Annotated in this window: 18 protein-coding genes and 2 pseudogenes; 2 read left to right on the plus strand and 18 right to left on the minus strand. The window is 63.7% G+C overall.

The window, feature by feature from the left end; translation table 11 throughout:
• Window positions 1-219: 219 nt before the first annotated feature.
• Window positions 220-915: a histidine phosphatase family protein gene (locus SLW75_RS02200; protein ID WP_410933413.1), complete on the plus strand. Its 696-nt coding sequence runs from the start codon at window positions 220-222 to the stop codon at window positions 913-915.
• Between the two features lie 13 nt (window positions 916-928).
• Here SLW75_RS02200 and SLW75_RS02205 read toward each other — a convergent pair whose 3' ends face one another.
• The 9 genes and pseudogenes from SLW75_RS02205 to arnB form a co-directional block, all read right to left on the minus strand.
• Window positions 929-1,222 (minus strand): winged helix-turn-helix domain-containing protein, encoded by a 294-nt coding sequence (locus SLW75_RS02205; RefSeq protein WP_296309061.1) that lies wholly within the window; start codon window positions 1,220-1,222, stop codon window positions 929-931.
• 419 nt (window positions 1,223-1,641) lie between these two features.
• The gene (locus SLW75_RS02210; RefSeq protein WP_065989000.1) at window positions 1,642-3,036 is read right to left on the minus strand and encodes a UDP-glucose dehydrogenase family protein; all 1,395 of its coding nucleotides are present in this window, start codon (window positions 3,034-3,036) and stop codon (window positions 1,642-1,644) included.
• Window positions 3,014-3,419: pseudogene (arnF, locus tag SLW75_RS02215) on the minus strand (4-amino-4-deoxy-L-arabinose-phosphoundecaprenol flippase subunit ArnF). The gene SLW75_RS02210 and the pseudogene arnF overlap by 23 nt, the downstream one beginning before the upstream one ends.
• A 53-nt stretch (window positions 3,420-3,472) precedes the next feature.
• On the minus strand, window positions 3,473-3,817 hold the full coding sequence (locus SLW75_RS02220) for an EamA family transporter (protein ID WP_065989001.1): 345 nt from the start codon (window positions 3,815-3,817) through the stop codon (window positions 3,473-3,475).
• Window positions 3,814-5,466 (minus strand): lipid IV(A) 4-amino-4-deoxy-L-arabinosyltransferase, encoded by a 1,653-nt coding sequence (arnT, locus tag SLW75_RS02225; protein WP_410933414.1) that lies wholly within the window; start codon window positions 5,464-5,466, stop codon window positions 3,814-3,816. Before arnT ends, SLW75_RS02220 begins: the two co-directional genes overlap by 4 nt.
• Window positions 5,463-6,344: a 4-deoxy-4-formamido-L-arabinose-phosphoundecaprenol deformylase gene (gene arnD / locus SLW75_RS02230; protein WP_410933415.1), complete on the minus strand. Its 882-nt coding sequence runs from the start codon at window positions 6,342-6,344 to the stop codon at window positions 5,463-5,465. Before arnD ends, arnT begins: the two co-directional genes overlap by 4 nt.
• On the minus strand, window positions 6,344-8,356 hold the full coding sequence (gene arnA, locus SLW75_RS02235; protein WP_410933416.1) for a bifunctional UDP-4-amino-4-deoxy-L-arabinose formyltransferase/UDP-glucuronic acid oxidase ArnA: 2,013 nt from the start codon (window positions 8,354-8,356) through the stop codon (window positions 6,344-6,346). Before arnA ends, arnD begins: the two co-directional genes overlap by 1 nt.
• Window positions 8,353-9,366, minus strand: coding sequence for an undecaprenyl-phosphate 4-deoxy-4-formamido-L-arabinose transferase (gene arnC, locus SLW75_RS02240; RefSeq protein WP_410933417.1), 1,014 nt, complete (start codon window positions 9,364-9,366; stop codon window positions 8,353-8,355). The genes arnA and arnC overlap by 4 nt, the downstream gene beginning before the upstream one ends.
• Window positions 9,363-10,511 (minus strand): UDP-4-amino-4-deoxy-L-arabinose aminotransferase, encoded by a 1,149-nt coding sequence (gene arnB, locus SLW75_RS02245; RefSeq protein ID WP_410933418.1) that lies wholly within the window; start codon window positions 10,509-10,511, stop codon window positions 9,363-9,365. Before arnB ends, arnC begins: the two co-directional genes overlap by 4 nt.
• An 807-nt stretch (window positions 10,512-11,318) precedes the next feature.
• Here arnB and SLW75_RS02250 point away from each other — a divergent pair.
• Window positions 11,319-12,206 (plus strand): LysR family transcriptional regulator, encoded by an 888-nt coding sequence (locus tag SLW75_RS02250; RefSeq protein WP_410933786.1) that lies wholly within the window; start codon window positions 11,319-11,321, stop codon window positions 12,204-12,206.
• Window position 12,207: 1 nt separating this feature from the next.
• Here the strand turns inward: SLW75_RS02250 and SLW75_RS02255 are convergent, their stop codons facing one another.
• From SLW75_RS02255 to SLW75_RS02295, 9 genes and pseudogenes are all read right to left on the minus strand, one after another.
• Complete coding sequence (locus SLW75_RS02255) at window positions 12,208-13,428, minus strand: MFS transporter (protein ID WP_410933419.1); 1,221 nt, start codon at window positions 13,426-13,428, stop codon at window positions 12,208-12,210.
• A gap of 145 nt (window positions 13,429-13,573) precedes the next feature.
• On the minus strand, window positions 13,574-14,389 hold the full coding sequence (locus SLW75_RS02260) for a DUF1206 domain-containing protein (RefSeq protein ID WP_410929015.1): 816 nt from the start codon (window positions 14,387-14,389) through the stop codon (window positions 13,574-13,576).
• A gap of 243 nt (window positions 14,390-14,632) precedes the next feature.
• Window positions 14,633-15,607 carry an alpha/beta hydrolase gene (locus SLW75_RS02265; RefSeq protein WP_410933787.1) on the minus strand — a complete coding sequence of 325 codons (975 nt, stop codon included), beginning with the start codon at window positions 15,605-15,607 and terminating at the stop codon, window positions 14,633-14,635.
• A 198-nt stretch (window positions 15,608-15,805) separates the two neighbouring features.
• Window positions 15,806-18,142: a type II secretion system secretin GspD gene (gene gspD / locus SLW75_RS02270; protein WP_410933420.1), complete on the minus strand. Its 2,337-nt coding sequence runs from the start codon at window positions 18,140-18,142 to the stop codon at window positions 15,806-15,808.
• Window positions 18,139-18,654, minus strand: a complete 516-nt coding sequence (locus SLW75_RS02275; RefSeq protein ID WP_296308242.1) for a general secretion pathway protein GspN — start codon at window positions 18,652-18,654, stop codon at window positions 18,139-18,141. The genes gspD and SLW75_RS02275 overlap by 4 nt, the downstream gene beginning before the upstream one ends.
• A 134-nt stretch (window positions 18,655-18,788) precedes the next feature.
• Window positions 18,789-19,379: pseudogene (gspM, locus tag SLW75_RS02280) on the minus strand (type II secretion system protein GspM); the annotation flags it as partial.
• Window positions 19,369-20,400, minus strand: coding sequence for a PilN domain-containing protein (locus SLW75_RS02285; RefSeq protein WP_410933421.1), 1,032 nt, complete (start codon window positions 20,398-20,400; stop codon window positions 19,369-19,371). The gene SLW75_RS02285 and the pseudogene gspM, both read right to left, overlap by 11 nt.
• Window positions 20,397-21,125 (minus strand): type II secretion system protein GspK, encoded by a 729-nt coding sequence (locus SLW75_RS02290; RefSeq protein ID WP_065989014.1) that lies wholly within the window; start codon window positions 21,123-21,125, stop codon window positions 20,397-20,399. Before SLW75_RS02290 ends, SLW75_RS02285 begins: the two co-directional genes overlap by 4 nt.
• Window positions 21,122-21,733, minus strand: a complete 612-nt coding sequence (locus SLW75_RS02295) for a prepilin-type N-terminal cleavage/methylation domain-containing protein (RefSeq protein ID WP_410933422.1) — start codon at window positions 21,731-21,733, stop codon at window positions 21,122-21,124. The genes SLW75_RS02290 and SLW75_RS02295 overlap by 4 nt, the downstream gene beginning before the upstream one ends.

Consider the following 21,733-nt stretch of genomic DNA (forward strand, 5'->3'; position numbering starts at 1 on the left):
TAAGGGTTTTAATCACAAGATGACGCTGTGGGTATGAAACGTCGTACCCATGATCGTTTAGTCGCGTGTCTTGTTCTCCTGTTGAAAGTGGTCACGCTTGATCATCACTGTATTTTTCACGAGCCCTTAACCAAATAACCATGCATCGCTGTTTACGCTTGTTGCCATTCAATGACGCAGATTTCCATCTGCCATGGACTGAACAGTCGGAGCAACACGATGCGCGAACACGTCAATGTACCGCCCGCACTGGTAGCGGGTAAGTTGCTCAACAGCGCCAATAAATGCCGTGTACTGCTGACCGCCTCGGGCATCGTCGTGTCGCTGCTGCTGTTAACGGGGTATACCTGTTGGCCCCGTTCGCCGATTGACCTCGTCAGGGGGCAAAACATGAGCAGGGCGGGTCTTTACGAGAGCTGGAAGAAAGGCGAAGTGGTGGTGCTGGTGCGACACGGGGAGCGCTGCGATCGGTCGGATAATGAGTGCCTGGGTCCAAAGGACGGCATCACCCGCAACGGCAGCCAAGTGTCTGCCCAGGTGGGACGTTCGCTCAGTCAGCTGGGGTTAGCGCAGACCGATATCCTCGCCAGCCCGTCCACACGCACGGCGCAGACCGCCCAATCCCTGTTTGGCCATCCGGTGGCATCCCAGGACTGGTTGGTTGATTGCGAGAACATGAACCTCGGTCGGGTCATGGCGCACAAGGCGATCAACCGGAATCTGGTCCTGGTGACCCACAGCGAATGCATCGGTCAGCTGGAAAGTCAGCAGGGTTATCCCAGTGCCGAAACCAGCGAATACGACGGGGCGGTATTTATCTCGCTGGACAAGCGCAACAGGCCAGTGATCAGGGGCGTCATCAATCCACAAGACTGGAAGCAACTGGAGAGGGAGGGGGTGACTGAAACAACATAAGGTATTGAGCGGTTTACTTGCACAGTTGATAACCGACGCCATACACCGTATGAACCAGCGGATAGGCAAAACCGTCATCGACAACTTTTCTGATTTGATGGACGCGGGTGCCGAGGCCGGTGCTCTTGTCAGTACCTTGTTCGCCCCAGAGCATTTTGGCGATCTCTTCCTTGCTGACAATAGCGGGACTTCTTAGCATCAGCAGCGCCAGTATGTCGATGTTGGTCGGGTTAAGTTTCAAGCGTTTGTCGGCGCGGAAGGCCCTATATTTTCCGGTGTCCAGCACCAGATCTTCAACAACCAGCATCGTAATGATTCCACCCTCGCGACAGTGACGGGATAGTAGGGCCGCGATTGTCAAAAATTGGTTTGAGGGGTGTGAAGAACTCGTGGGGCTGGCGCCGGGCCCTTATTGTGGGACCGGCTTTAGCCGGGAAGGCGTCAGGCATCACACTGCGAAATTGATGTTGTACACACTGGCCTCTTCCCGGCTGAAGCCGGTCCTACTAAAAAGCATCGAGTGCATCCAGCGGGGCCGGCGCCGATCCCAATTGTGGGACCGGCTTTAGCCGGGAAGGCGTCAGGCATCACACCGCGAAATCGATGTCGTACACACTGGCCTCTTCCCGGCTGAAGCCGGTCCCACTAAAAAGCATCGAGTGCATCCAGCGGGGCCGGCGCCGATCCCAATTGTGGGACCGGCTTTAGCCGGGAAGGCGTCGGCTGCTACACCATCGAACCACCCGCCACACTTTTGTACGGCATCCACTGCTTTTGCGGGATCGGCAGCTCGCAGGATTCCCCGCGCCCGATCGGGAAGTAGTGAAACCCGCTCTGGGCCAGGCGTTCGGTGTCGTACAGGTTGCGGCCGTCGAAGATCACCGGCGCGGCAAGCCGCTGCTGGATCAGCTCGAAATCCGGGGCCTTGAACTGCTGCCACTCGGTGCAAACGATCAACGCATCGGCATCGTTCAGCGTGGATTCCGGCGTGCCCATCAGAATCAGATCCCTGCGGTGGCCGTAAATCCGTTGCGTCTCCTGCATGGCCTCGGGGTCGAACGCGCGGACGGTGGCGCCGGCGTCCCACAACGCTTCCATCAGCACCCGGCTCGGCGCGTCGCGCATGTCGTCGGTGTTTGGCTTGAACGCCAAGCCCCATAGCGCGAACGTCTTGCCGCGCAGATCCCCTTCGTAAAAGGCGTTCACCCGCTCGAACAGCTTGTTCTTCTGCCGCTCGTTGATGGCCTCGACCACCGCTAACAGGTCGTTGGAGCAATGGGCTTCCCGGGCGCTGTGGATCAGCGCGCGAATGTCCTTGCCGAAGCACGAGCCGCCGTAACCGCAGCCGGGGTAGATGAAGTCGTAGCCGATCCGCGAATCCGCGCCGATGCCCAGCCGGACGGATTCAACGTCCGCGCCCAGGTGTTCGGCCAGTTCGGCGATCTGGTTGATGAAGCTGATCTTGGTCGCCAGCATGCAATTGGCCGCGTACTTGGTCAGCTCGGCGCTGCGCAGGTCCATGAACATGATCCGGTCGTGGTTGCGGTTGAACGGCGCGTACAGCTCGCGCATGACTTTGCGCACGGCATCGCTGTCGCAGCCGATGACGATGCGGTCCGGGCGCCGGCAGTCGTTGACCGCCGAACCCTCTTTGAGAAACTCCGGATTGGAGACGATATCGAACTGCAACAAGCGACCGGCCTGGCGCAGCGCCTTGTCGATATGACCGCGCAATGCGTCGCCACTGCCCACCGGCACCGTTGACTTCTCGACGATGATCAGCGGCTCCGAGCGGTACGTCGCGATGGCATCACCGACGGCGAAAAAACCCGTCAGGTCTGCCGAGCCGTCATCGCGGGACGGCGTGCCGACGGCGATAAACAGCACCTCGGCGTGCTCGACCGCGCGTTGCGCGTCGGTGGTGAACTGCAGGCGTTTGTTCTCCAGGTTTTCGCGCACCAGGCCGGCCAGCCCCGGTTCGAAAATATGCACCTGACCCTGCCGCAACTGCTCGACCTTGGCCTGGTCGATGTCCATGCAGACCACGTCGTGGCCCACTTCAGCAAGCACGGTGGCTTGCACCAGCCCGACATACCCGCTACCGAAAACGCTGATTCTCATGAAGAAAAGCCCTGTGGAGGAGTGCTGGAAATGCGCCGAAGGTTGATGGTCAGCACGCCCATCACGATCAGGATGACGCCCAAAGTTTTCGATACCGTGAACGTCTCATGGAAAAATGGCAGCGCCGCGGCGAGGGCGTACACCAGCCCGTAGCTGACGCTGAGCAGCGAATAGGCGCGACTCAGCGGAAAGTCGCGCAGCGCCAGCAGCCAGGCGAGCATCGACAGCCCATAGGCAATGATCGCGGCGCCGATCACCAGCACGGCGAAAGGGCTCAGTTGTGTCAGCCCGCGCAAACCCGGCCAGGCATCAGGGGAGGGCAGACGGCTCATGCCCCAGCGCATGCCCAGCTGCGCCGAACTCACCAGCGCCACGCTGCCCATCGCCCACGCGGTCGCCCCGCGCTGCCTGCCCGATTGGCAAAGACTTGACCGGCTCATGCCTGACGCCCCAGCAGCACGACGCCCGCCAGAATCAACGCGACGCCCAACCAGTGCACGGCGTCGATGGATTCCTTGAAAACGAACCGGCTGGCGAGGGTGATCAGCACCACATTCAGCCCCAGCATCGGGTAAGCGATGCCGACTTCCAGGCGTTGCAACACCAGCAGCCAGCCGACGAGGCCCAGTCCCAGACAGCCCACGGCCAGCCACAACCAGAACGAGCGCGCGGCCGCGAGCACGCCGGGGAACGTGCCGCCCCAGCGCTCCACCGCGCACTTCTGCGCGACCTGGCCCAGGCAGGTCAGCCCGCAGGTGCCCAACAACAGCAGCCAGGTCATGGCGCTGACTTCCCGTAAATGAGGATGATCAGATTGCCTTCGTCATAGCGCTTGGCGTCCTTGGGCAGCAGTTCGAGCTCGCGCAGCTCCTCGTCACTTCTGCCACGCATGACCACCCCGACCTGACCCTCGCGGCGGGCCTGGGTCATCCACTCATCAATCCCCTTAAGGGTGACTTCGCGCCCTGTGACGTCGGGATAGCCCAGCCCGTAATCCAGTTCGTTCCAGGTGTTGAAAAACGACACGTCGGTTCTGTTAAGCCGCCACGCCAGTGCTGACGCAGCGCCCAGATCATTGCTCAGTAAGTGCGTGCTCGCTGCCAGTTGCGCTTGATGGGCAAGCACAAACTGGTCAGGCGTCTTGTTATGCACCACGTCATAGGGAAGGGCCGCGGGCACCAGCGCCACCAGCAGCCAGCTGCCCAGCGCCGGTGCCGCCCAAAACTTCATCGGGCGCAGGCCTTGCAGCGCATTGCTCGCGCACCAGCCGATCAACACGATGATCGCCAGCAGCAGGTTCAGCGGTTCGTGGACGTACACCGGCTGTTGGAGTTGCAGCCAGAGCAGCACGCCCAACCCGATCAAGCCGGCGGCCGCGTTCAGCCAGCCGTTGACGCGCAACGCGGTGAGTTGACCTTGCTTGAGGCGTTCGATCAGCCCATCCGCCATCAACAGCGCCACCGGCAGCAGGCACGGCAGAATGTACGTCGGCAGCTTGCCGTTGCTGACGCTGAGAAACGCCAGCGGCACCAGCAGCCACAGCAGCAGAAAGCCGATGTCGGGTCGACGCCTGCGCTGCCAGGCCTGGCGGAACGTGACCGGCAGCAACACAGCCCACGGCAGGCACGACACCACCAACAGTGGCAGGTAAAACCACCAGGGTTCGGCGTGCTGGGCATCGGCTCCGGCAAAGCGTCGCACATGCTCATGCCAGAAGAAGAATCGCCAGAAGTCCGGTTCCTCAACATGCACCGTGAGCACCCACGGCAGGCTCACGACGATGGCGATCAACACCGCCAGCGGCCCATAGCGAAGCAGCTCGCCGAGGCGCCGCTGCCAGAGCATGTAGGGCAGGGTGATCATCACCGGCAGCGCCCAGGCCAGAAAACCCTTGGTCATGAAGCCGATGCTGCAGGCCAGACCGATCAACGTCCAGGCGCCGAGTCGCGCACGCCCGCTGCGGTGAACGGCGCACCAGAACCCGACCAGCGTCAGGTTGGCCCACAGGGTGAACTGAGGATCGAGGTTGGCATAACCAGCTTGCCCGGCAATAAAGGCGAAACTCATGAACAGCAGCGCACTGGCGAAACTCTTGCGCGGGTCGTTCCACATCCGCGCGGCAAGCCAGTAAGCGAGCATCACGCTCAAACCACTGCTCAGCGCTGAGGCGATGCGCACGCCAAACAGGTTTTCACCAAAGATGGCTTGCCCCACGGCGATCAGCCAATAGCCCGCAGCGGGTTTCTCGAAATAGCGCAGGCCCATGAAATGTGGCGCGGCCCAGTGACCGCTGTGGAGCATTTCCTGACTGATCTGGGCGTAGCGGGTCTCATCGGGAATCCACAACCCGTGGGACCCCAGCGGCAGCAGATAGAACGCGGCGAAGGCCAGCACCAGCAGGGCGATGTTGCGATGTTCGGCTTTGATCATCGCTGCACCCCCAGCCAGCCTTCGCGACCGCGCAACGCCCCGCGGACCAATTGGCCCGCGGGCAAGTGATCCAGTCTGTCCGGCAACAGCGCGCCAAGGGGCTGAAAGTCGACGCCATGGTTTTTCGCCTCGCTCAACAGCGCGCGAAAAGCCGGGGCCATGACGATGCCTTCGACCTCGGCGTGGACGGTGTAGACGTTCAGCTTCCAGGCCGCAAACCGCCCGAGGATGTCGTCGTTGAAGGCCTGGGCGTCGAGTTGCGGCGAAATCAGTTCGTCGTAAGTCGGCAGGTCCACCGGAATCTGCGGTGTGCCCTGCGCGCCATCGGCCAGAAGCGGACGGAATATCGAGGTGCCCCGACAGTCGCTGTTGTAGCGAAAACCGAATGCCTCTTTCGCCTGCACCACCCGCTCGTCGGCACGCCAGCCGGCGGCGGCGGAGCAGGTCACCGGGTGGCCGAGAATATCGCTGAGAACGTCAACGCCGCGCTGGATCTGATCCCTCAGCTCGGCCTCGCTCCAGCGCCCGGCATTGGCCTGCCAGCCGTGGTGATCCCAGGCGTGCAAGCCCACTTCATGACCGGCCTCCTGAGCGCGGCGCATCAGCGGCCCGAGATCGCGACCGATGGGTTTGCCGGGCCACGCGGTGCCCGCCAGCAGAATGTCCCAGCCGTACAGACTGGCCGCCCGGGAGCGCAGCATTTTCCAGAGGAACTGTGGCCGCGCGAGACGCCACAGATGGCGCCCCATGTTGTCCGGGCCGACGCTGAAGAAAAACGTCGCCTTGACCTGCGCTTCGTCGAGCAGGTCCAGCAGTCGCGGCACGCCGTCGCGGGTGCCGCGCCAGGTGTCGACGTCGATGCGCAGACCGGCCTTCATCAGCTGCGTGCGCCGGTGCTGACAGTCGGTTCGGCCTTCTCGGCCATGGCTTCCCGGAGGAAGAAGTCCAGGGTCTTGCCGATGGTTTCGCTCAGCTCGATGGTCGGTGTCCAGGCGATCAGCCGCTGGGCGTTGTCGATGCTCGGCTTGCGGTGGCTGACGTCCTGATAGCCCTTGCCGTAGAACGACTGGCTCTCGACCTCACGGAAACCGGCAAACGGCGGGAAGTTGTCGCGCAGCGGATGGGCCTCGAACTGACGCAGCAACTCGGCGCCCAGCTGACGAATGCTGGCTTCGTTGTCGGGGTTGCCGATGTTGATGATCTGGCCGTTGCAGAGCCCGCCCTTGTTTTCGATGATCCGCGCCAGGGCTTCGATGCCGTCGACCACGTCGGTGAAGCAGCGCTTTTGCGCGCCGCCGTCCACCAGCCGGATCGGCGTGCCCTCGACCAGGTGCAGAATCAGCTGGGTAATGGCCCGTGAGCTGCCGATGCGCGCGGAGTCCAGGCGATCCAGCCGTGGCCCCATCCAGTTGAACGGGCGAAACAGGGTGAACTGCAAACCTTTCTGCCCGTAGGCCCAGATCACCCTGTCGAGCAACTGCTTGGACACCGAGTAGATCCAGCGCTGCTTGTTGATCGGGCCGACCACCAGATTCGAGGTGTCCTCGTCAAAGCTGGCGTCCTGGCACATGCCATACACCTCCGAGGTCGACGGGAAGATCACGCGCTTGTTGTACTTGACGCAGTAGCGGACGATTTTCAGGTTCTCTTCGAAGTCCAGCTCGAACACCCGCAGCGGGTTGCGCGTGTATTCGATGGGCGTGGCGATGGCCACCAGCGGCAGCACCACGTCGCACTTCTTGATGTGGTACTCGATCCACTCGGAGTGGATGCTGATGTCGCCTTCGATGAAGTGGAAATTCGGCCTGGTCCGCAGGCGTTCGATGGCGTCCGAGCCGATGTCCATGCCATAGATTTCATAGCGGTCGTCTTGCAGCAAACGTTCGGACAAGTGATTGCCGATGAAGCCGTTGACCCCGAGGATCAGCACGCGGGTGCGTCGGACCGGGCGGCGCGGGTCCATGCCCTGCAAGCGCGAGCCCTCCACCAGACCGAACTCACGGGCCAGTTGCGCGCCGCTCAGGTACAGGCCGTTGTCGCCACGCTGGCCGGCGCTGATCACCAGCGAGCCTTCGCCGCAGGCAATGCGCAACGGCTCGCAACCGAGCACCGTGCCGGGGGCTTCGCCGGTATAAGCGGTCTCTGCGCGGGCGACCCAGACAATCAGTTTGTGCTCACCCACCGGGCAGAACGCGCCGGGGTAGGGCTGGGTCACCGCGCGGACCAGATTGCCCAGCCGGGTGGCCGGCAGCGACCAGTCGATCAGACCGTCGGCAGCGCTGCGCCGGCCGTAACAGGTGGCGGCGGATTCATCCTGGGGTGTGCCCGGCAACCGGCCCTGGGCGAGCAATGGCAGGGTGTCCGAGAGCAGGTCTGCGGCGGTTTCACGTAACTTGCCGTGCAGGGTCAGGGCCGTTTCAGTCGGACTGATCGGGATCCGCTGCTGGGCGACGATGGGGCCTGCGTCGGCGCGTTTGACCATCTGGTGCAAAGTCACGCCTGTCTCGCTTTCGCCGTTCACCAGGACCCAGTTGGCCGGCGCCCGGCCACGGTATTTGGGCAGCAGTGAGCCGTGCAGGTTGAACGCACCGTCTTTCGCGCAGGCCAGCAACGGTTCGCCGAGCAGCTGGCGGTAGTAGAAGGAGAAGATGAAATCGGGTTCGAGCCGGGCGATGCGCTCAACCCACAGCGGGTGATTGGGGTCTTCCGGCGCGTACACGGCGATCCCGTGCAGCGCGCACAGCTGCGCCACCGAGCCGAAGAAGGTGGTTTCCTTGGGGTCATCGGCGTGGGTGAACACCGCTGCGATGTCATACCCGGCGGCGAGCAGGGCCTGCAGGCCAACGCAGCCAATATCGTGGTAAGCAAAAACAACCGCTTTCTTGTTCATGGTGCGACCTTGTGGGCATCAGCAGAGGGGGAGGTGTTGACCGGGTAGGCGCTGGAAACAGCGGTGCGGCGCACGACCTTTTCAATGAAGAAACGCGGCCGTGCGCGCACGTCGCTGTACATGCGTCCGAGGTATTCACCGAGCAGGCCCATGCCGATGAACTGGCCGCCGGTGAACACGAACAGCACGGCAAAAAGGACGAAGGTGCCGTGCCCGGCCCAGGGCGCGCCGAAGATCAGCCGCAGAACCACCAGCGCCAGGGCGAACAGCACGCCGAGTATCGCCATGCCAAAACCCACGATGCTCAGCAGCCGCAGGGGCGTGGTGGTCATGCAGGTGATGAGGTCGAACATCAAGTTGATCAGGCGCATGGGGCTGTATTTGGAATCGCCGTGTTCGCGTTCGGCGTGCTCGACCCGAATTTCCGTGGTGTGCCGGGCGAAGCTGTTGGCCAGGATCGGGATGAAGGTGCTGCGCTCCCGGCAGGCGAGCATGGCGTCGACGATGCTGCGCCGGTACGCGCGGAGCATGCAGCCGTAGTCGTTCATCGCCACGCCAGTGGAGCGCTGCACGGCGAGGTTGATGAGTTTCGACGGCCAGCGCCGCCAGGCGGAATCCTGCCGATGGTTGCGCACCGTGCCGACGACGTCGTAACCCTGTTCGGCGAGGCGCACTAGGCGCGGAATCTCTTCCGGCGGGTTCTGCAGGTCAGCGTCCAGGGTGATGACCACGTCGCCCTTGCACTGCTCGAAGCCGGCCATGATCGCCGCGTGCTGGCCGTAATTGCGGTTGAGAATGACCGCCACGACGTGGCTGCCTGGTCGCTCGGCGGCCTGTTGAAGCAGCTCGGCCGAGGCGTCGCGGCTGCCGTCGTCCACCAGCACGATTTCGAAAGCGTGACCGATCAGGGCGCAGGCGGCCTCGGTGCGGCGCAGTAATTCGGGCAGGCTTCGTTCCTCGTTGTAGACCGGGATGACGATGGACACATAACGGACGGGATAGGCTTTCAAGGGCGCGCTTCCACGATGGATTCAATGGCCCCGACCACCCGCTCGACATCGTCGCGGGTCATGTCCGGGAACAGCGGGATCGAACACAGCCGCGACGAATTCCACTCGGTGTTCGGCAGGTGCACGTTCGGGAAACGCTGTCGGTAATAGCGGTGCAGGTGCGTGGCGATGAAGTGAATGCCGGTGCCGATGCGCTGCTCTTGCAGGGCCTTCATGAACCCGTCGCGGTCCAGGCCGCAGCGCTCGGGGTCGATGCGCAGGATGAACAGGTGCCAGGCGTGCTGTTGCGGGTACACGGGTTGCGCCAGTGGCATGACCGGGCTGCCTGCCAGGCGGTCCAGGTAGTGGCTGGCCAGCCGGCGGCGTTGCTCGTTGATGTGATCCAGCCGGTGCAATTGCACGAGGGCGATGCTGGCGTTGATGTCCGCCAGGTTGTATTTGAAGCCCGGCTCGATGACTTCAGCCTGGGGTTTGCGGCCCAGGGTCAGGCGGTCGTAGGCATCGACGCCGAGGCCGTGGAATTTCAGCTGGCGCACGCGATCGGCCAGCACGGCATCGTCGGTGACGACCATCGCGCCCTCTGCGCAGGTCATGTTTTTGATGGCATGGAAGGAAAAGATCGCCGTGCCGCGGCTGCCTACCGGCATGCCCTTGTAGCCCGTGCCCGCCGCGTGGGCGGCGTCTTCGACGACCGCGATGCCGTGGCGGTCCGCCAGGGCGTAAATCGGGTCGAGGTCGCAGGCGGCGCCGGCGTAATGCACCGGCACAATGGCTTTGGTGCGCGGGGTGATGGCCTGTTCGATCAAATCGGCGTCGGTCATCAGCGTGTCCCGGTCAACGTCGACAAACACCGGGGTGGCGCCCAGCAGGCAGATCATGTTGGCGGTCGAGACCCAGGTCTGCGAAGGCGTGATCACTTCATCGCCGGGGCCGACGCCCAGGACGAGCAAGGCGATGTGCATGGCGCCTGTTGCGGAGGAAACAGCGATGGCATGCCGGGCACCGACCCGTTCGGCGAACTGCGCTTCGAGCTGCTGGCATTCGGGGCCCGTGGTGATCCAGCCGGAGCGCAGCACGCGGGTTACGGCCGCCACTTCTTCATCGCCGATACTGGGCCGGGAAAAAGGAAGAAAAGCCTCATTCATAATGAGAACGTCCCACTGAAGTTCAAGTTTTGAACACACCCGTCCGCTGGCGCTAACATGCACCGCCTGGGAAGTTATTTAAAACACGTGCAGGTATTCATAACGGTGCCGTTGCGGGCATCGTGTCATTTATGTAACTGAGTCATCAGATGATGAGATCTGATTACGTTGTTCCGCTATCACCTGATCTGGAGATTAATCTCACACATATGAAAATAACGTTCGTGACGCGTAACATTTCCGTGTGTTCGTCAGGCAGTGATAGCCAATGAATACGGGGCTATCAGCTGGATATGACGGTTGTTCGTGCATTGCCGTGGTTAGAAGCGTCATGTTTAAACATCTGACTGTTATTTCGTGCTCAGACAGCTCGGGTTCAGCATGCCGGCAGTTATCGGTAGGGTGTTATAAGCAGCCGAACTGCGGATCTGCTTTAATTCCTCCGTTGAACTTTTTTGACAGGCTGGGTGGCCGTTTTCATAAGTTAGCGCCCGGATACTTAATCGGAGCTGAACATGAAGCATGCTTTGGCGAGGCTGCAGCTCACCGCACTGGACACACGCAATGCTGTTCGCAGGACCGGCCTCAGCCGGGAAGAGGCCATCGCATTTACCCTCAGTTTCGGAGTGCGATATCCGACGCCTTCCCGGCTAAAGCCGCCCCTGCAGTCGAGGTCACAACCCGCCCCACGGTCGTGATCATCGCCGGTCCCGCAATCCGGTCTGGAGTCAGCCCCACAGTCAGTGCTACAACCCGTCTCACCCAACGATGCATCACTTTCATCCATCCAAGAGCACACCACCCATGATGGACAGTCTCAGCGGCATCACGGCGTTCATCACCGCGGCCGAAACCCGCAGCTTTACCGAAGCGGGGCGTCTGCTGGAAATCTCGTCGTCCGCCGTGGGCAAGAGCGTGGTGCGCATGGAGGAGCGCCTCGGCGTGCGGCTGTTCCATCGCAGTACCCGCAGCGTGAGGCTGACCACCGAAGGCGAGCTGTTTCTCGATCGCTGCAAGCGCATCGTCAGCGAGGTCGAAGCGGCCGAACTGGAACTGCATGAGCTGTCCGCCACCCCACGCGGCAAAGTGCGCATCAGCGTGCCGATTCAGAACGTACTGATCATGCCGGTGCTGGCCGAGTTCATGCGCGCCTACCCGGACATCGAGCTGGAAGTGGACATGTCCGACCGTATGGTGGACGTGATCGAGGAAGGTTTCGATGCCGTGATCCGCACCGGTGCGCCCCAGGACTCGCGGCTGACCGCGCGCAAGCTCGGCGGCTTCCAGCTGCAACTGGTGGCATCGCCCGCGTACCTGGAGCGCTGCGGTGAGCCGGCGCACCCCGACGAGCTGATTCACCACACCTGCCTGCTGCACAAGTTTCCGGCCACCGGGATGATCGAGCGCTGGCCGTTGCGCGTCGGCGACACGCACATTCAGCCGAACCTTTCGCGGGCATTGACCTGCACGACGACGGACCCGCTGGCGCATCTGGCGATCGATGGCGTCGGGATTGCCTGCCTGCCGGATTTTTCCATCCGCGCGCCGCTGGCCGACGGCAGGCTGCAGGTGGTGCTCGGGGATTACACCGACCACACCGGCAACCTGTGGATGCTCTGGCCTGCGTCGAAGCAGACCGCCCCTCGGCTGCGGGTGTTGATCGACTATTTCAAGGACAACATTCTCAAGGGCTGACTCAGCGCTGCAACGCTTGAGCGATAGGCGCCCGGGCGACACCGAAGCTGAGCATCACCGCCAGGCCCAGCAGCCCCAAACCCGCGCCCAGCCACAGCGCCGCCGACACGCCCTGGTGATCGACCATCAGCCCGCCGAACAGCGAGCCCGAGGCGATCGCCACCTGAAACATGGTCACCAGCATCGCCGAACTGGCTTCCGGCAACTGCGGCGAGGTCAGTTGCATCCAGCTGCTGACGCCCAGCGGAATCGCGCCATAGGCCACCCCCCACACCAGCACCGCCAGTATCACGCCGACGCCTTGCAAATGCGGCAACGCCAGTTGCGCCAGCACCATCAGCACAATCACGGCGCCCAGCGACGCGCGCAAATGCGTGGTTAGGGTCCCGGCCATGGCGAAGTTCGCCAGCATGCCCACCAGCCCGAAACCCAGCAGCACCCCAGTAATCGCGTTGGGCGAGAACCCGGCGTACTGGCCGAGAAACGGCGCGACGTAGGTGTAGCCGGTGAAGTGCGCGGCGACCACCGTTCCGAGCAAAAGCATGCTGCGCCGCGCTGTGCCCCGGGACAGAAATGCCCGCAGCGCACGGGCTTTGAGTCCTTCGCTGGAAGGCAGCGAGGGCAGGGTGATGGCCTGCGCTGCCAGAGCGATCAGGCCCAATCCGGCGGTGACGACGAAGGACATGCGCCATGAAAAGACCGTGCTGACGAAAGTCCCGAAGGGCACCCCGAACACCGTCGCCAGGGTGATACCGGCGAAGATCAGCGCCGTGGCTTTAGCCGCCCTCGACTCGCTGACCAGACGCCCGGCCGCCGCAATCGCCACGGCCCAGAAGCCGCCGAGGGAAATCCCTAATAGCCCGCGACCCAGCAGCATGATCGGCAGCGACGGTGACACCGCGCAGATCAGGTTCGACAGCACCAGTAGCAGGCTGAGGAACAGCAACAGATGCCGGCGGTTCATGCGTCCGGCACCCAGGATGATCGCTGGCGCGGAGATCGCCGCGACGATGCCCGGTACGGTGACCATCAGCCCCGCCACCCCATCGGTGACGTCAAGGCTTTCGGCGATCTGCGGCAGAACGCCCACCGGCAGGTATTCGGCAGTGACAAAGGCAAACGCGCCCAAGGCCACGGAATACACCGACAGCCACTCGCGCCAGGAGGGGGACGCCGAGGACATGGGCGTCACGTGGGTCGAAACAACGGGCAAGTCGTGCATGGGGAAAGCTCCACCGTAATGAGTGGAGCCATGCTAGGGAGCGAGGGCGCGAGGAAAAACAGGCTGGGGTTCCGATCACCGTGGATCGATGACTCCGCAATCAGTCAATCTGCAGGTGCTCTGAACCGCCTGATCCCGCGGACGCTCAGGCCTGGGCCATGCCGGGCACGTCCATGTTGATCCGGCGCCAGGCGGCTTCGGCAAAGCTGTACGCCGAAAACGCGATCAGACCCAGCGCCATGACCATCAACACCACGCCGCCTGCCGGCAGGTTTTGCAGCGCATTGAGTGCATCTTTCAGCCCGGGCGGGTGCATCGCCTGATAGCTCGAGCCGCTGATGGCCAGCAGCACGCCGATTTCGACGAACGCCACGCCGCGCGCGATCAGGCCGAAGCGGGACACCGGGGTCACGTATTTCATGACTTCATCGTCGGCCTCGAAATACTTCTCGAAGGACGCTTTCCAGCCCTTGAAGAAATGCGCAATGCCGACGCCGAACGGCACCAGCGCAACCAGGTAGACGACCAGATTGGAGTGTTTCCACGACAGCAGGTAGGCCAGCAGGTCTTCGGTTTGACCTCCGCCACCACCGCCGGAACTGCGCAGGCCGTCGATCAACAGGCCCAGGGCAAAGAACGCCAGCGCACCGTTGACCAGACCGCCGGCGAGCAGGCCGCCGCGAATGACCAGGCCCTTGAACTCCCTGCCGTGATGGTCGACGTCGCGAGTGGCTTGCAACACCCGCCAGGCCGCGAATGCCAGCAGACCTGCCACCACCAGCCCGACCAGAAAGTGACCGAAGGGCTGGCTGAACAGGGCTTCGAGGCTGCTGTGGCTGTCCTTGGGGCGTGACGAATCGCGGGCGGCGAGCAAGGCGAAAATGCCGATGATCAGGTACATAACGCCGCGTGCGGCATATCCCGCTCGTGCGAGCAGGACGAGGGTGTGATGCGGGGACATCGAAGGTTCTCCGGGAAAGCGATTGATCAGCAGACCCGAGACGGCACGAGGGGTTCGATCGGGTTTAGCGGGAGGGCCCTGCGATTGCTTTTGGTGGGACCGGCTTCAGCCGGGAAGAGGGCGGTGTGAACACCCTCAATTTTGCGTTGTGGCTGCTGACGCCTTCCCGGCTAAAGCCGGTCCCACAGGTCCGCGTCACGGCCAGGTCCCGCTAGAAAGCGGCGTGCAGTCAGTCGAATTCGGTCAACCCGCCGTAGATTGAATGCGCTGACGAATCCAGGCGCGGCTATGCTCCAGCACACGGTCGGCCATCAGGGTGGGGAAGTGGATGAAGCCGTGGGGCGCTTCCGGCAGCAGGTGCACTTCGACCCCTGCGGTTTTGCCCCAGCGATCCGCCAGTTGCAGGGTGTCATCGCGCAGCGGGTCCAACTCGCCGACCCACATCAACGCGGGCGGGAAACCGGAGAAATCCCCATATAACGGCGACAAAGGCGGCGCCTGACGCTGGGCGTCGCTGATGTCGGGCGTGAGCATGCGCAGGGCCTCGACCATTCCCGGGCCGTCCAGCACCAGCGTATCGGGGCCTGCCGTGCGCACGCTCGGCGTACCGGTCAGGTCGTAGACGCCGTAGTAGAGCAGGGCGCCGCACACGCGCTTGAACAACTCGGGCCAGGCCTTGAGCTGCAGCAGCGTCGTCCCGGCCAGATGCCCGCCCGCCGATTCTCCGACGACGATCACCGGCAGCCCGGCGAATTCCGGGCAGCCATCACCCAGCAACCAGCGCGCGGCGACGAGGCAATCCTCCATCAGCCCTTCCACCGGCGTTGAGCCAGCGAGCCGATAGTCAACCGAGACCACCGCCACTTCGCACGCCCGCACCATCGCCATATTGAGGTCGTCATTCATCTGCGCATTGCCGATGACCCAGCCGCCACCATGAATGTCCAGCACCACACCTTTGGCCTTGCCCCTGGGCCGAATGATCCGCACCGGCACGCGATGACCGTCGACACTCGCCGTGGTGGTTTCAGCGTGCAAGCCATGGCGGGCCAGCTTGGCCGCGCCATTGAGCTGGCCAACGCGCAACAGTGATTGGATCAAAAGGGGCGTGAAGCGATTGCGGATACGAAACCGCGGCAGCCAGGCCAGCTTCTTGTTGAACCGCCGCGCCTGCGCCAGTTCGTCGTCGTGAAAATGCAAACCGTCCTTGCTGTCCAATTGCGTGCGCTCTCTCGGGCTCAAACCCGCCAGTCATGGGTACTGTCTTGGTCTTCGCCCGAGGCCGAGAGTTTCACGCGCGGGAGTAAAGCAATTTCAGGCCCCCGAGGCAGAAGCGACGGCGCCAAGGTGCCCTCGGTGGATTTGATCGGATCGTTCCCACGCGGAGCGTGGGAACGATAAACCACAATCAATAAACTACCGGGTGCTCATCGGCGGCGTCGGCTTGATCAACTGCAGTTGCTGACGATAATCATCGGTCACTTGCCGCGCCTGGCTGTTGCTGGTGATGACCCGTGGGGTGATCAGCACGACCAGCTCGGTGCGTTTCTTGCTCTTGACGGTGTTGCCGAACAGCCAGCGCAGGCCGGGGATGCTGCTCAGGTACGGCACGGCAGACACGGTGTCGGCGTTGTCCTGTTTGATCAGGCCGCCAAGCAACACGGTCTGACCACTCTGCACCGCCACCTGGGTCGACACCGAACGCGTCGAGATCCGTGGGTTGCCGTTGGCGTCAGTGGCCGTGTCGTTGGCGTCGCTGACCTGCTGCTGAATGTCCATGTACACCAGGCCGCCCGGATTGATGCGCGGCACGACGTCGAGGATGACCCCGGTCTGCACGTATTCAACGCTGCTCAGGGTGGCGGTGGTGGTCGAGGTGTTGACCGTGGTCTGGCTGATCGGGATGTTGTCACCAACCTGAATCTGCGCCTGCTGGTTGTTCATCACCACCAGCGAAGGCGCCGACAGCACTTGCGTGCGGCCACTCTGTTCCAGCGCGTGAAGGGCGATCTGCAGGTTGTTGCTGACGAAGGAATAGAACAGCGAATCGGTGGCACCGAGCCCAGCACCGCCGCCGCCCAGAGCGCCCTGACTGCCGGCGGTGTTCGCGACAGTAGTGCTGGCGGAATTGCCGGCCAGACGACCGAGGTACCACTGCACGCCGAGGTCCAGCTCGCCGGTCAGGTTCACTTCCAGAATCCGCGTTTCGATCTGCACCTGCATCGGCGCGTTGTCCAGTCGCTTGATGGCCGACTCGATCTCGGCCCACTGGGCCGGACGCGTGCGGATCAGCAACTGGTTGCTGCTCTGCTGCGCGGTGATGCGCGTGCTGTCGTCCAGGCGCTTGCTGGCGCCAGAGCCACTCGAGGCGGCGTCCGAACTGTCGCTCTGTCCGCTGCTGTCGGCGCTGTCCTCGGAGGTTTCGCCGTCCTGCTCTTCTTCACCTTGCTGAGTGCCGTTCTGCAAACCGCCATTGGCGCCACCCATGCCCGAGCCCAGGCCGCCGCCCATCCCGGAGCTGCCATTCAGGCCCTGACCACTGCCGCTCAATCCGCCGCTGCTGCCGGTGCCACTGCCGTTGAGCGAGGACAGCGAACGGGTGCGCAGGCCCGGCGCGACCTTGGCCGCGCTGTCGTCCTTGATCTGGCCGTTGCCGTAAATCTGCCGCAGGTATTTGGCCAGGTCCGTGGCTTTCATGTTGCGCACGTCGTAGACGTACATCTGCGGCTCGTTGCCGCCGCCTTCGTCGATGGTGTGAATCCAGTCACCGACTTCGCTCAAGTAACGCGGCTGGGAAGAAATCGCCACCACCGAATTGGTCCGCTCGATGGGCAGAAACTTGACCATGCCGGCCAACGGCATGCCGCTGTCCGGGCCGAACATCTTCTGCAGCTCCGGCATCAGTTCGCTGACGCTGGCGCGCTGCAAGCCATACACGGCGATAGACATGCCCTTGAGCCAGTCGACGTCGAAGGTGTCGATGGTGTCCTGATAGTTGGCCAGTTCATCCGGCGTACCGGCGAGGCTCAAGACGTTGCGCGCCGGATCGACCAGCAAGAACGCGTTGTCACGGGCAAAGGGTTTGAGCAGCTTCTGCATCTCGGTGGCCGAGATAAAGTGCAGCGGGAACAACCGCGCCGACAGCCCGGTAGCCGGGCGCGCCACCGGCATCTCCGGCACCAGCTTGCCGGCCACGGCCTGGTTGGCCGGGAGGATCACGTAACGGTCGCCCTGGCGGATCATCGCGTTGTCGGTCCACGACAGCAGCGTTTCGAGAATCGACAGCGCCTGCTGCTTGTTCACCGGTTGCGAGGTGGAGAAGCTGACGTCGCCTTTCACGCCCTGATTGATGCTGTAGTTCTCGTGCAGCAAATCCCCCAGCACGGTGTTGATCACCGCTTCGATGGGCTGATTGGCGAAGTTGAAGGTGATATCACCAGCCGCCGCCGACGCGCCTCTTCCACCCGCGCCACTCTGGGCCGGACCGGCACCGCGCACGAAGGTCTGGTTGCCACGAATGATCTGCTGGCGCGCAGGCGCAGGCCTGGCGCCAGGATTGTTCGGGCTCGGCGCTTCAACCGGATCGCTGACCGGGCCTCGCTGCGAGCCGGTGCCATTGAGTGCTTCCTGCATCAGGGCCGGATCGTTTTCAAAACGTTCCGGGGTGGACGCGCATCCAGCCAGGGCCACGGCGGTGGCCAGGCACAACAACGGGCTGCGCAGACGGGAAAACTCAGGGGTGCGATTGTTCATGGTGTGGGTACGTTTGGAAGAGTAATAGGGGGGACTTTCGACGGCGGCGGAAGGCGCAGCAGGGGCAGTCGCAGTTCGCGGGTCTGGCCCTGATGGCTGAAAGTGGCGTGTTGCGGCGTGACCGAATCCAGGGTCCAGCCATTGTCCAGCGTGCTGCCGACGGCCAGCTTGAGGCGGCGCTTCTGCGGCAGTTGCAGCAGCACCCACTGTGAAGCGCCATCGATGATCACGCCGCTCAGGCTGATGCCGTCCAGGGACGAGGCCTGGGATTTGCCGGTAACCAGATCAGGCTTGCGGTCCGGGCTGAACATCGACTGCTGCCAGGTCAGCGTGAGCGCTTGAGCCGGCAGCGAGGGCAACGCCGCGGGCCCGGCGGTTGGTGCCGCTTCACGGGCTTCGCCGGCCGGCAACCAGTCGATCTCCTGACCGGCGCCCATGCTCAGGCTGACGGCAACGGCGGCGAGGGCGACCGTGACAGCGCCGAGCGCGAGGGTAAGGGAGTCGAACTTCATGCGTCAGGCTCCTCGGACGGTGTCAGTGGTTGGGGTTGATCATCCAGATCGGCCTGCTCGGCGGGATCAGGCTGCTGCCGGGAGTCGGTCCCTGGCTCGACGGCGGGGGCTTTGGACGGCAGCGCCTTGTGCGGCGCGGCCTGTTGCAGATACCCGCGCAACAGCAGATGCACCTGCAAGCGGCCGGCGCCACCACTGGCCGGGGCCGAGGTGGCGCGGCGAATGCTCAGGTTGTCGATGAACAGGAACGGCTGGCCGTATTCCAGCTCGTGGAGCAAACCCACCAGCGGCTCCATGGCGCAGTCCAGGGTCAGGCTGACCTTGACCTGACGATAGGGCTCGGCACTGTCGCGCTCGGGGGTGATCGGCATGCGCTGGGTGACCTGGCAACCGGGGCCCTGATCGGCGTGGGCCTTGACCAGATCGAGACTGCGCTGCATCAGGTCGGCGGCCACGGCGCTGGGGTCTTCGCCGGGCAACAGACTGCTGCGGCTCGACGGGTCGCGGCGGGCGGCCTGCAACTGCTGCTCAAGGCTGTCGCGTTGAGCGAGTGCGCCGGCATAGCGTTGCTCTTGATGGCGCAGGGTCTCGGCCTGTTCCCGAAGGTCGCTCAACGGATCAAGAAACCAGCTCTGCACCAGCAGCCACCAGGCCGCCCACAGCACAAGGGCCAGGGCGATCAGCGCGGCACCGCGACGTTCGCGCGCGGTCAGTTCACGGCGCATCGGCGGCCTCCTTGGGCAGCTGGGCGCGCAGGGAGAAGCGCTCTTTGCCGGTCTGCGCATCGGGCTGAATGATCCCCTGGAACTGCGCGTCGGTCAGGGTGCGGCAGTCTTTCATGCGGCTGATGAGGGCACTGGCCTTGGCGCTCTGGCCGGTGATCGACACGCTGCCGCCGTCGGAAATCTCCAGCTGCTCGACCCACGTGTCAGCGCCCAGGCAACCGGTGAGGTCAGCGAGCACGCTGGAGGTGGTGGGTTGCGCGGCCTTTTGCTGGGCCAGGTAGCGTGCGGCGCCTTGGGTGTTGATCAGTTCGCGGCGCAGGTTCTGTACGGCTTGCACCTGGCTGCGTTGCTCGTCGACGTGCTGTTGCATCGCTTCGACCTGCACCGTGCGCGCATCCAGCCAGAGCACCATGCAGGTCAGCAGCAAGGCGCCACAGACCACGGCAAGGAAGCGCGGCAGGCGTGCGGAACCTGCGGTCGCTGGCTTCAGCTCGGCCGGCAGCAGATCGACATTCAGCCGTTCGCCCTTGGCGTTGCGCGCATCCACGGCATAGAGCGACAGGCCACGGTCCTTGCAGCTGTCGATGATCGGCTGCAAACGCTCGCGCAGCACCGCCACCAGCAGCACCTGCGCCAGGGTTTTGCCTTTGCTGGTGACGCGGGCGACGTAATGCATCTGCTCGCGGGGGTAGGGCGTGTACTTGTCCAGCTCGAAACCGACCACGCTGTGCAGGTCGCGCAGCGCTGCCAGCGGCAATTGCAACGGTTGCGCCAGCACCATGCCGGCAGGGAGCATCAGGATCAGCCGCTCGCCGGTCTCGTGGGCAATGTGCTCGGGCAGGGGCCAGTCGATCAGCCGCTCGCGCACCTGGGGTATCAGCCGCGCGCGGACGCTGGCGGGCAGCATCGCCTGCAACTCGTCCAGCCACGCCTGCCACAGATGCTGCGCCGGGCTGTCGCGCCACTGACTGCGCACCCGGGCCTGCAAGGGCGCCAGTTGCTGTAAAAGTGATTGCTTCATTCTTGCCAACGCAGAACGCGATACGGTCGCGCTCCCTCCTTCGATGGGTTCAATAACAACGTGACGTTGAGCGTCGTGGTGTAACCGCCGGGCAATGTCGCCTGGCTTCGAATACTGATGACCGGTCCTGCGTCTTCGGTTGCGGGCCCGGCCTGGGGCAGCCCCAGCGCTTGCCGCAGCCAGGGCGACGTCATGCGCGGATCCGGCGCGCTCAGGCCGCTCCATAACGTGACGTGCGGGCTGGCGCACTGGTACAGCGGCTGGCCGATGCCCGGCAGTTCGCGCACTTCTTCGACCATTCGCAGCGGTGCCCGGCCACCGCCACGACGCTGTTCCAGGCCCTGCGCCACCTGCCGCGCCAGATCCGGATTCGCGCCGCACGCCACCAGCAGGCGGGTAAAGGATTCCGCCGGCGCCGCGTTGAGGTCGAGCTTGCCGGTCTCGCTGCCCAGGCTCACCGCCAGCGCGGCGTCATCGAAACGCAATTCATGGGGCTGGTTGTCGGCTTTCCAGTGCCGCACCGGGTCGCGGTCCAGCTGCGCCAGCACCGCCATGCCGATGCCGGCTTCAGCGGCGAGCACCCCTTGGGTGTGCTGGCGTTGCCACAGGGCCTGGCGGTTCTGCAAATGCACCCAGCCGAGCAAACCGGCCAGCAGGGTACTGAGCAGCGCCAGCACCCACAACACCAGCAGCAACGCGACGCCTTTTTGCCGACGTTCATTCATAACGTGTGCGCCTCGCCGGACAGGTCCAGGCGCAGGTTGATGCTCTGTAATGGCCACGGCACGGGGCCGCCCAGTTGCGCGTCGATGCGCACGCTGATCGGCAGGCGCCCCGGCCAAGGCCAGTGATCCAGCCATGCAGTCGATTCACCGGTGGGCGACACGCCGCGATAACTCAGTTGCAGCGAGCGCACGTCGTGCAACAGCACTTGGGGCTCTTCGGCCGGCAGCAAGGCCTGGCCCCTCAACCGCTCCAGACTGATCTGCAAACGCTGACCGGCCGCCAGCGTTACGCTGTGCCGGTACAAACCGCCGCCCAGGGTGGCGGGCAGCGGCCCATAGAAACGCATGGCCTGGGCATCGCCCTCGAACACCGGCGCCTGGCCGGGCTCGGACCCGCCGGCCGCCAGTGGCAGCGCCTGGCCGATGGCGTGGCGCAGAAAATTCTGGGTCGACCGTATTTCATCGAGCCGCGTGCTGTAGCGCTCGGCCTTGGCCATGGCGCGGTTGGCACCGGTGATCGCGGCGCCAACCATGGTCAGCAGCACGCCGAGCAGGCTCAACACCACCAGCACTTCGAGCAAGGTGAAACCCTGGCATTGGCACGTCAT

The organism is Pseudomonas sp. W5-01 (assembly GCF_046540435.1).
Taxonomy (GTDB): Bacteria; Pseudomonadota; Gammaproteobacteria; order Pseudomonadales; family Pseudomonadaceae; genus Aquipseudomonas; species Aquipseudomonas graminis_B.

Bases quoted from the DNA above. Each gene is read 5' to 3' on its own strand.
- arnA (WP_410933416.1), bottom strand. From the start codon at position 8,356: ATGAACAAGAAAGCGGTTGTTTTTGCTTACCACGATATTGGCTGCGTT.
- SLW75_RS02250 (WP_410933786.1), top strand. From the start codon at position 11,319: ATGGACAGTCTCAGCGGCATCACGGCGTTCATCACCGCGGCCGAAACC.
- gspD (WP_410933420.1), bottom strand. From the start codon at position 18,142: ATGAACAATCGCACCCCTGAGTTTTCCCGTCTGCGCAGCCCGTTGTTG.
- SLW75_RS02290 (WP_065989014.1), bottom strand. From the start codon at position 21,125: ATGAATGAACGTCGGCAAAAAGGCGTCGCGTTGCTGCTGGTGTTGTGG.
- SLW75_RS02295 (WP_410933422.1), bottom strand. From the start codon at position 21,733: ATGACGTGCCAATGCCAGGGTTTCACCTTGCTCGAAGTGCTGGTGGTG.
- SLW75_RS02205 (WP_296309061.1), bottom strand. From the start codon at position 1,222: ATGCTGGTTGTTGAAGATCTGGTGCTGGACACCGGAAAATATAGGGCC.
- arnB (WP_410933418.1), bottom strand. From the start codon at position 10,511: ATGAATGAGGCTTTTCTTCCTTTTTCCCGGCCCAGTATCGGCGATGAA.
- arnD (WP_410933415.1), bottom strand. From the start codon at position 6,344: ATGAAGGCCGGTCTGCGCATCGACGTCGACACCTGGCGCGGCACCCGC.
- arnT (WP_410933414.1), bottom strand. From the start codon at position 5,466: ATGATCAAAGCCGAACATCGCAACATCGCCCTGCTGGTGCTGGCCTTC.
- SLW75_RS02255 (WP_410933419.1), bottom strand. From the start codon at position 13,428: ATGCACGACTTGCCCGTTGTTTCGACCCACGTGACGCCCATGTCCTCG.
- SLW75_RS02260 (WP_410929015.1), bottom strand. From the start codon at position 14,389: ATGTCCCCGCATCACACCCTCGTCCTGCTCGCACGAGCGGGATATGCC.
- SLW75_RS02285 (WP_410933421.1), bottom strand. From the start codon at position 20,400: ATGAAGCAATCACTTTTACAGCAACTGGCGCCCTTGCAGGCCCGGGTG.
- SLW75_RS02275 (WP_296308242.1), bottom strand. From the start codon at position 18,654: ATGAAGTTCGACTCCCTTACCCTCGCGCTCGGCGCTGTCACGGTCGCC.
- SLW75_RS02220 (WP_065989001.1), bottom strand. From the start codon at position 3,817: ATGACCTGGCTGCTGTTGTTGGGCACCTGCGGGCTGACCTGCCTGGGC.
- SLW75_RS02200 (WP_410933413.1), top strand. From the start codon at position 220: ATGCGCGAACACGTCAATGTACCGCCCGCACTGGTAGCGGGTAAGTTG.
- SLW75_RS02210 (WP_065989000.1), bottom strand. From the start codon at position 3,036: ATGAGAATCAGCGTTTTCGGTAGCGGGTATGTCGGGCTGGTGCAAGCC.